This is a genomic window from Hymenobacter sp. B1770 (assembly GCF_049896385.1).
Lineage (GTDB): Bacteria > Bacteroidota > Bacteroidia > Cytophagales > Hymenobacteraceae > Hymenobacter.
Map to the genome: position 1 here is coordinate 45,341 of NZ_JAFCUF010000016.1, position 7,690 is coordinate 53,030.

6 protein-coding genes are annotated in these 7,690 nt (G+C 56.7%); 3 read left to right on the forward strand and 3 right to left on the reverse strand.

The features are described 5' to 3' along the window. Window positions 1-59 precede the first annotated feature (59 nt). From ACP7AJ_RS20870 to ACP7AJ_RS20880, 3 genes are all read right to left on the reverse strand, one after another. Window positions 60-2,105, reverse strand: a complete 2,046-nt coding sequence (locus ACP7AJ_RS20870; RefSeq protein ID WP_426062164.1) for a S9 family peptidase — start codon at window positions 2,103-2,105, stop codon at window positions 60-62. Window positions 2,106-2,404: 299 nt separating this feature from the next. Then, the gene (locus ACP7AJ_RS20875) at window positions 2,405-5,035 is read right to left on the reverse strand and encodes a valine--tRNA ligase (RefSeq protein WP_426062158.1); all 2,631 of its coding nucleotides are present in this window, start codon (window positions 5,033-5,035) and stop codon (window positions 2,405-2,407) included. Between the two features lie 376 nt (window positions 5,036-5,411). Further along, entirely contained in the window at window positions 5,412-5,762 is a 351-nt protein-coding gene (locus ACP7AJ_RS20880; protein WP_426062159.1) for a 4Fe-4S dicluster domain-containing protein, read from the reverse strand. 197 nt (window positions 5,763-5,959) lie between these two features. Here ACP7AJ_RS20880 and ACP7AJ_RS20885 point away from each other — a divergent pair, with 197 nt between their 5' ends. From ACP7AJ_RS20885 to ACP7AJ_RS20895, 3 genes are all read left to right on the forward strand, one after another. Next, window positions 5,960-6,973 carry an acyl-CoA reductase gene (locus ACP7AJ_RS20885; RefSeq protein ID WP_426062160.1) on the forward strand — a complete coding sequence of 338 codons (1,014 nt, stop codon included), beginning with the start codon at window positions 5,960-5,962 and terminating at the stop codon, window positions 6,971-6,973. 109 nt (window positions 6,974-7,082) lie between these two features. After that, window positions 7,083-7,382, forward strand: coding sequence for a hypothetical protein (locus tag ACP7AJ_RS20890; RefSeq protein WP_426062161.1), 300 nt, complete (start codon window positions 7,083-7,085; stop codon window positions 7,380-7,382). 38 nt (window positions 7,383-7,420) lie between these two features. Beyond that, window positions 7,421-7,639, forward strand: a complete 219-nt coding sequence (locus ACP7AJ_RS20895) for a hypothetical protein (protein WP_426062162.1) — start codon at window positions 7,421-7,423, stop codon at window positions 7,637-7,639. The last annotated feature ends 51 nt before the right edge of the window (window positions 7,640-7,690 follow it).

A 7,690-nucleotide genomic window follows, 5' to 3' on the forward strand; every position in this document is an offset into this window, starting at 1 on the left:
GCCTTTTTTGCGTTAACGCTGCCAGTGAGCTTTTGCAAACTCAGGGCGATGCCGTTGTGCTAGGCTTTCGTGCCCAGCAACATCAGGATGAAGGCAAAATTACGGGCCTGGTCGTGCAAGGACTTGAAGCGGCCGGAGGCACCGCCGTGGCCAGCGCTCATGTCGGTATGCATTAGCAGCAGGTTGTTGTCGGTTTTCGTGGCGCGCAGCTTGGCCACCCACTTGGCCGGCTCGAAGTACTGCACCTGCGAGTCGTGCAGGCCCGTGGTGACGAGCATGTTGGGGTACGCCTGGGCCTTAACCTGGTCGTAGGGTGAGTACGACAGCATGTAGTCGTAGCTGGCTTTGTCGGCGGGGTTGCCCCACTGGTCGTACTCGCCGGTGGTGAGCGGAATACTGGCGTCGGACATGGTGGTCACCACGTCCACAAAAGGCACGGCAGCAATTACTCCCTTGTACAGGTCAGGGCGCATGTTGACTACGGCACCCATAAGCAGGCCGCCAGCTGAGCCTCCCATGGCAAAAAGCTTCTGCGGCGAAGTGTACTTCTGTTTGATCAGGAACTCGGAGCAATCGATGAAATCGTTGAAGGAATTGATTTTCTTGCCCATGCGGCCGTCTTCAAACCACTGCCGGCCGAGTTCCTGCCCACCACGAATGTTGCACAGCACATAGGCAAAGCCGCGGTTGAGCAAGCTCAAGCGGGCCGCCGAAAACCCGGGGTCCATGTTGATGCCGTAAGAGCCGTAGGCGTACTGCAAAACGGGACCGTTGCCGTCCTTATTAAAGCCTTTTTTGTAAACGATAGAGGTCGGAATCATCTTACCATCGCGGGCTTTCACAAACACGCGCTCCGTCACATAGTCGGTCCGGTTGAAGCCGCCCAACACGGCCTGCTCTTTGCGTAGGGTGCTTTTGCGGGTGTTCATATCGTAGTCGTACACCGATGCAGGCGTGGACAACGAGGTATAGTTGTAGCGCAGTACCGGCGTATCAAACTCGCGGTTGACGCCGATGGACGAGGTAAAGGCCAGCTCGTCAAATTTCAGGTAATGGTCCTTCTTGTCCTTCCAATTGATTACGCGCAGCTGCAGCAGACCCTCTTTGCGTTCGTTGAGCACCAGGAAGTCTTTGAATAGCTCCATGCCTTCCACAAACACGTCGGACCGGTGGGCGACTACGTCTTTCCAGCCTGTTTTGGCCGGGTTAGCAATGGGCGTGCTCATCACCCGGAAGTTGGGAGCCTGCCAGTTGGTGCGCACGTAGAACTTGTCGCCGAAATCTTCTATTTCGTACTGATGGTCGGATTCCCGTGGCAGGAACGTTTTGAGGGCTTCCGTGGGCCGGGCCGCCTCTACATAGCGAGTTTCGGTCGAAAGCGAAGAACCCAGCGTGAGCAGAATAAAGCGCCGAGATTTACTGCGGCTTACCCCAAGGTTGAAGGTGTTGTCTTTCTCCTCGTAAACGAGCACGTCCTGCTTTGGGTTGGTGCCCAGGACGTGGCGGTAAAGCTGAAATGCGAGCAGCGTGCCGGGGTCTTTTTTGGCGTAGAACAGGGTTTTGTTATCGGTAGCCCACACGGGCGCGCCCTGCATATTGGTAATTTTCTCCGGGTACAGCTTGCCCGTTTTCAGGTTTTTGAACCGCAGCGTGTACAGCCGGCGGCTCACGGTGTCGACACTGAAAGCCAGCACCTCGTTGTTGTCGCTTACGCTCATACCGCCCACGGCGAAGTATGCGCGGCCTTTGCCCATTTGGTTGGCGTCGAGCAATACTTCTTCTGGCGCCTTCAGGTCGCCTTTGCGGCGGCCGTACACCGGGTACTCAGCCCCGGCCTCGAAGCGGTTGTAATAATAGTAGCCGTTGTCGCGGTACGGCACCGATTCGTCCTGCTCCTTAATGCGCCCCTTCATTTCCTGAAAAAGCTTTTCTTCTAGCCCTTTCACGGAAGCGGTCTGCTGCTCGAAGTAAGTATTTTCCTCGTTCAGGTACTTGATGACCTCTGGGTTTTCCCGCTCGTTCAGCCAGTAGTAGTTGTCGGTACGCGTGCCGTGGGGCGACACCAGTTGTTTGGGCTTAATGGTTGCAACGGGAGGCTTGGTCATAGAAGTACCGGGGTTGGACGAGGTTTGAGCAAAGGCGGCCGGTGGCGCAAAGCTCGGGGCGAAAAGCAAGAATGCAGCCCCGCAGAGCAAAGAGTTATTCATGAGGACTTACAGAAATGAAAAAGAAGGAATACAAGCGCTGCTAATTTGTATCCAATTTAGTCATTGAAAGCTCTTGTTGAGGCTGGGCAACTAAAATATCCAAGCTTTTTGATTCGCTATCTGGTCCAACTGAAATCATAGTAATAAAAAAGGCTGCCTCATGGTCGAGACAGCCCTTTTTACAATAAGCAACAAGGTTACAAAGCAGCAAGGCTTTGCTCTAGCGCCGCCAGCTTGCTTTCGGCATCGGCCAGCTTCTGGCGTTCGCGCTCCAGCACGTCGGGCTTGGCATTTTGGGCAAACTTCTCGTTGCCAAGTTTCTTGAGTACCGACTCACGGAAACCCTGGGCGTACTCAAGCTCTTTTTCCAGCCGAGCGCGCTCGGCAGCCAGGTCGATGTGGCCTTCGAGGGGAATGAAGAATTCGCTGCCGCCCTGCACGAAGCTTACCGAGGCGGCGGGGCCAGCATCGGCAAACGTCACTTCCGAAATGCTGCCCAGCTTGCGAATGATGCCATCGTAATCGGTGAACAAAGCCGGCTCATCGGTTTTGGCAACCAGCGCCAGCGGCTTGTTGGGGCCGATGTTTTTCTGGTTGCGCACGGTGCGGATGCCCGCTACCACGGCCAGGGCCTTGTCCATGTCGGCCAGGAGGCGGGTGGAATCTGCCAGCTCGGTGGGGCGGGGCCAGGGGGCCACGCACACGTAGTCGCGCGACTCCCGCTCGGCCAGCTCGTGCCACAGCTCTTCGGTGATGAAGGGCATGAAGGGATGCAGCAGCTTGAGCAGCGTTTCGAGGTAGGCCGTGGTGTGGCGCAGGGTTTCGGCGTCGATGGGGTGCTGGTAGGCGGGCTTCACCATTTCCAGGTACAGCGCACAGAAATCGTCCCACACCAGCTTGTACACCGTCATGAGGGCATCGCTCATCCGGAACTTATCGAAGTGGTCGTCGAGCTCCACAATGGCGGCTTGCAGCTTAGCATTGAACCATGCCACGGGTTTCTCATTCACAAACGGCAGCGAGGCATCCACCTCCCAACCTTTCACGAGGCGGAAGGCATTCCAGAGCTTGTTGGAGAAGTTGCGGCCCTGCTCCACCAGCTTCATGTCGAAGAGCAAGTCATTGCCGGCCGGCGACGAGAATAGCATACCGGTCCGCACGCCATCGGCGCCGTAGTCGCGGATAAGGTCGAGCGGGTCGGGTGAGTTGCCGAGCTGCTTGCTCATCTTGCGGCCTTGGGTGTCGCGCACAATGCCGGTGAGGTACACGTTTTTGAACGGCACTTCGCGGCGGTATTCCAGGCCGGCCATAATCATGCGGGCCACCCAGAAGAATAGGATTTCGGGCGCCGTCACCAAGTCATTGGTCGGGTAGAAATAGTTGATGTCGGCGTTGTCGGGGTCTTTGAAGCCATCAAATACCGAAATCGGCCACAGCCACGACGAAAACCACGTGTCGAGCACGTCCTCGTCTTGGCGCAGGTCGCTGAGCTGGAGGCTGGCGTTGCCGCTTTGCTTGCGGGCCTCTTCTAGGGCGGCCTCAGCCGTGAGGGCTACGACGAAGGTGCCATCGGGCAGGTAATAGGCGGGTATGCGCTGCCCCCACCACAGCTGGCGCGAAATGCACCAGTCGCGCACGTTTTCCATCCACGCCCGGTACATGTTCTTGAACTTGGGCGGGTGGAGCTTAATAGTGTCGTTTTCCACCACCTCCAATGCTGGCTTAGCCAGGTGCTCCATTTTCAGAAACCACTGCAGGCTGAGCTTGGGCTCAATCACAGCGCCAGTGCGCTCCGAGGTCTGCACGATGCTAGCATACTCCTCAATCTTATCGAGCAGGCCGGCTTCCTGGAGGTCTTTTACGATGTTGCGGCGGGCCGCAAACCGGTCCTGGCCCACGTACAAAGTAGCTTTCTCGTTCAGCGTGCCGTCATCGTTCAGAATGTCGATAACCGGCAGGTTGTGCTTCAGCCCCAGCTCGTAGTCGTTGAGGTCATGGGCCGGCGTCACTTTGAGGGCACCCGTACCGAAATCCATCGTCACGTACTCGTCGAAGATGACCGGTACGTCACGGTTCAGCAGCGGAATGATAACGCGCTGGCCCGCTAAATGAGCAAAGCGAGGGTCGTTCGGATTCACCGCCACGGCCACGTCGGCCATGATGGTTTCCGGACGCGAGGTGGCAACGGTCAAAAACTGCCCCTCCTGCCCTGCTACCGCATACTTAAGGTAGTACATCTTGGCTTGGGTGTCCTTGGCAATCACTTCCTCGTCGCTGATGGCGGTGCGGCCCTGCGGGTCCCAGTTCACCATGCGTACCCCACGATAAATCAGTCCTTTTTTATGCAAATCGACAAACACCCGCAGCACGGCCTCGGTCAGGTCGGACTCCATGGTGAAGCGGGTCCGGTCCCAGTCGCAGGAGGCGCCCAGTTGCTTGAGCTGCTCGAGAATGATGCCGCCGTACTTCTCCTTCCATTCGAAGGCGTGCGTGAGGAACTGCTCGCGGGTAAGGTCGCGCTTTTCAATACCCTGCTCCTTGAGCAAGGCCACTACTTTGGCCTCGGTGGCAATGCTGGCGTGGTCGGTGCCGGGTACCCAGCAGGCCTCCTTGCCCTGCATGCGCGCACGGCGCACCAGCACATCCTGAATGGTATTGTTCAGCATGTGGCCCATGTGCAGCACGCCCGTCACGTTCGGTGGCGGAATAACTACCGTGTAAGGGACTTTCTTGGGGTTGGGGGAGGCTTTAAAAAAACCTTGCTCCTGCCAGCGCTGGTACCATTTGGCTTCAACGTCGGTGGGCGAATAAATAGTGGCGAGGGACATAGAAAAGTAGCAAGAAGCAGAAAGGGCAAAAATAGGCATTAGAAACGGGGGCTCATCAGTGCACTCCGCTTGCTGGGCCAATCAGGGCTGCAAGGCCCAAGTTGTGATGGTGTTAAGAAGCCTGCTTTGAGGGCAAATACTAGGAGTAGCCTATCGAAAAATACACTAGACGGTCATGCTGAGCTTGCCGAGCATCTCGCTCGCTTCGTTGCAGTGCCATTGATTATTTCACCATGCGAGATGCTTCGACAAGCTCAGCATAACGAGTTGGTCTTTTCTCGGATAGCTCCCGTCGTGTTTTCCTTCATACGGCCGGGCTAAGCACAAAAAAAGCCGCCCCCGGAGGAGCGGCCTTTTCTATGCTGAAATAAACAGGCTATGCAGCAACGTGTAGCCATTCTTTCTTTTCGAGTAGGCGCTCGCGGGTTTCGCGCAGGTCGGGGTCGTCCACACAGCAGTCCACGGGGCACACAGCAGCGCATTGAGGTTCCTCGTGAAAGCCTACGCATTCGGTGCATTTATCCGACACGATGTAATAATACTCGTCCGAAACAGGGGTCTGGGGCGCGGTACCCGACACTACCTGCCCGTCGCTGGTAGCTACTTCTTTGAGGCTGGTGCCGTCGGCCCAGCGCCATTGGGCGCCGCCTTCGTAAATCGCATTGTTAGGGCATTCCGGCTCGCAGGCACCGCAGTTGATGCACTCGTCGGTTATCATGATGGCCATGGGGCGTCGGGGGTCAGGTAGTGAGAGGGGAAACCAAATAGAAACTTGCGGGCTTTACGTAAAACGCCTGGCTCGCGCCGTTCTTTGGGCTAGCAAAATTAACCAACAACGGCTGGCTTTGCATGGTTTAGCCCAATCTTGCCAGGCTTTTGTCCGCGCAGGGCCAATATAGGCCTGCCGCCGCTCCCTTCTTACTCATGAACCACTCCGAACGTTTAGCTGCTTTTGTGGCACTGGGGCAACGCCTCGCTACGCTTACTCCTGATGAAATTTACCGGCTTGCCGCCCGAGCGCGCAATCAAAACGCTTGGTTCGACGAGCCCAGCGTGACCGCCGCCATGGCCGGCCTAGCGCACATGCTGGCCGAGGAACCGTTGCGGCATTGGGCTGCCCGCTACCCCGAAGAGCCCACTACCGTGAACCAAATTGGCGTAGTAATGGCCGGCAACATCCCCATGGTTGGCTTCCACGACATGCTGTGCGTGCTGCTGAGCGGCCACGTGCTACTGGCCAAGCTCAGCGCCGATGACACGGTACTGATGACCTGGTTGATGGAAGAGCTCAAGCGCCTGGAACCCCGCTTCGATGCTTTTATCCAAGTACTGCCGCGCCTTAACGCGGCCGACGCCTTCATTGCGACCGGCTCAGACAACACGGCCCGCTACTTCGAGTTTTATTTCGGTAAGAAGCCGCACCTCATCAGGCGCAACCGCACCAGTGTGGGGGTGCTCACCGGCCAGGAAACCAGCGAAGAGCTGGCCCGGCTGGGCCCCGACATTTTCCAGTACTATGGTTTGGGCTGCCGCAACATCAGCAAGCTCTTTGTGCCCACGGAGTATGACTTTGTGCCCCTGCTCGATGCCTTGCAACCGCATGAAGGCGTGCTCAATCACCACAAGTACAACAACAACTACGACTACAACAAGAGCATTTTGCTGGTCAACCGCGTGCCGCATTTCGACAACGGCTTCCTGCTCCTGCGGCCCAGCCCCGTGCTGGTGTCGGCTATTTCGGTGGTGCACTACGCCGAGTACACCAGCGAAATCGACCTCGTTGACCAGCTCACCGACATCGCGGCTCAGACCCAATGCGTAGTTTCGGCCGGGGCGCGTTTTGCAGGCAGCCTGCCCTTTGGTCAGGCACAGTCACCGGGCGTAGATGAGTATGCGGACCGGGTAGACACCATGGAATTTCTGGCGCAATTACCTTAGATTTTTTCAGTAAGAATTAGACTTACGCGGTTAATCTGCCGTTTATATATGAATAAGCGAGCCCTTTTGACCGGCAACGCTATGTTCTGCAAATCCATCCGCCCTTGCCATGTCAATTCCCACCGCCACCGTCGAAATTGTTGAAAAGGAAGAATTGGCGACCATGCTTTTTCCGCACGAGGATGTGCTGACCGAGGAAGCTGACCGTCAGCGCCGCCGCGCCGATGCCAACCGTGCCGTCACGCTTGGCAATGCCTATCATGGAAAGCTCGATATCTACTTCAAAACCGAAAATGGTAGCACCAAGCGCGTAGCCACTACCCTCTGGGCCGCCGATGCCGACCACCTCACCCTCAAATCCGGAGTCGTGCTGCCAATGCGCGCCGTAATCGGCTTCGACTTTTATTAGGAACACCCTCGCCTCATCGTTTTAATCTGCTTATTTTAATGAATATCATTTCAACTCTTTGGGGCATTGTGGCGCTCTTGCTGGCGGTGCTCGCTCTGTTTCCGTTTTTGGGCTGGGCTAATTGGTTTATCCTCGTCTTCGCGGTCATTGGCCTCGTTATTGGAGCTTTTGGGCGGCGCAAGACTGGCATGACGCTCAACGGTATCGCCATTCTCATTGCGTGTTTTCGCCTCTTTATTGGCGGCGGCATCCTTTAAATAAGAAAACGCAAAAGCCGGGCTTCAGCAGCTACGCTGCTGAAGCCCGGC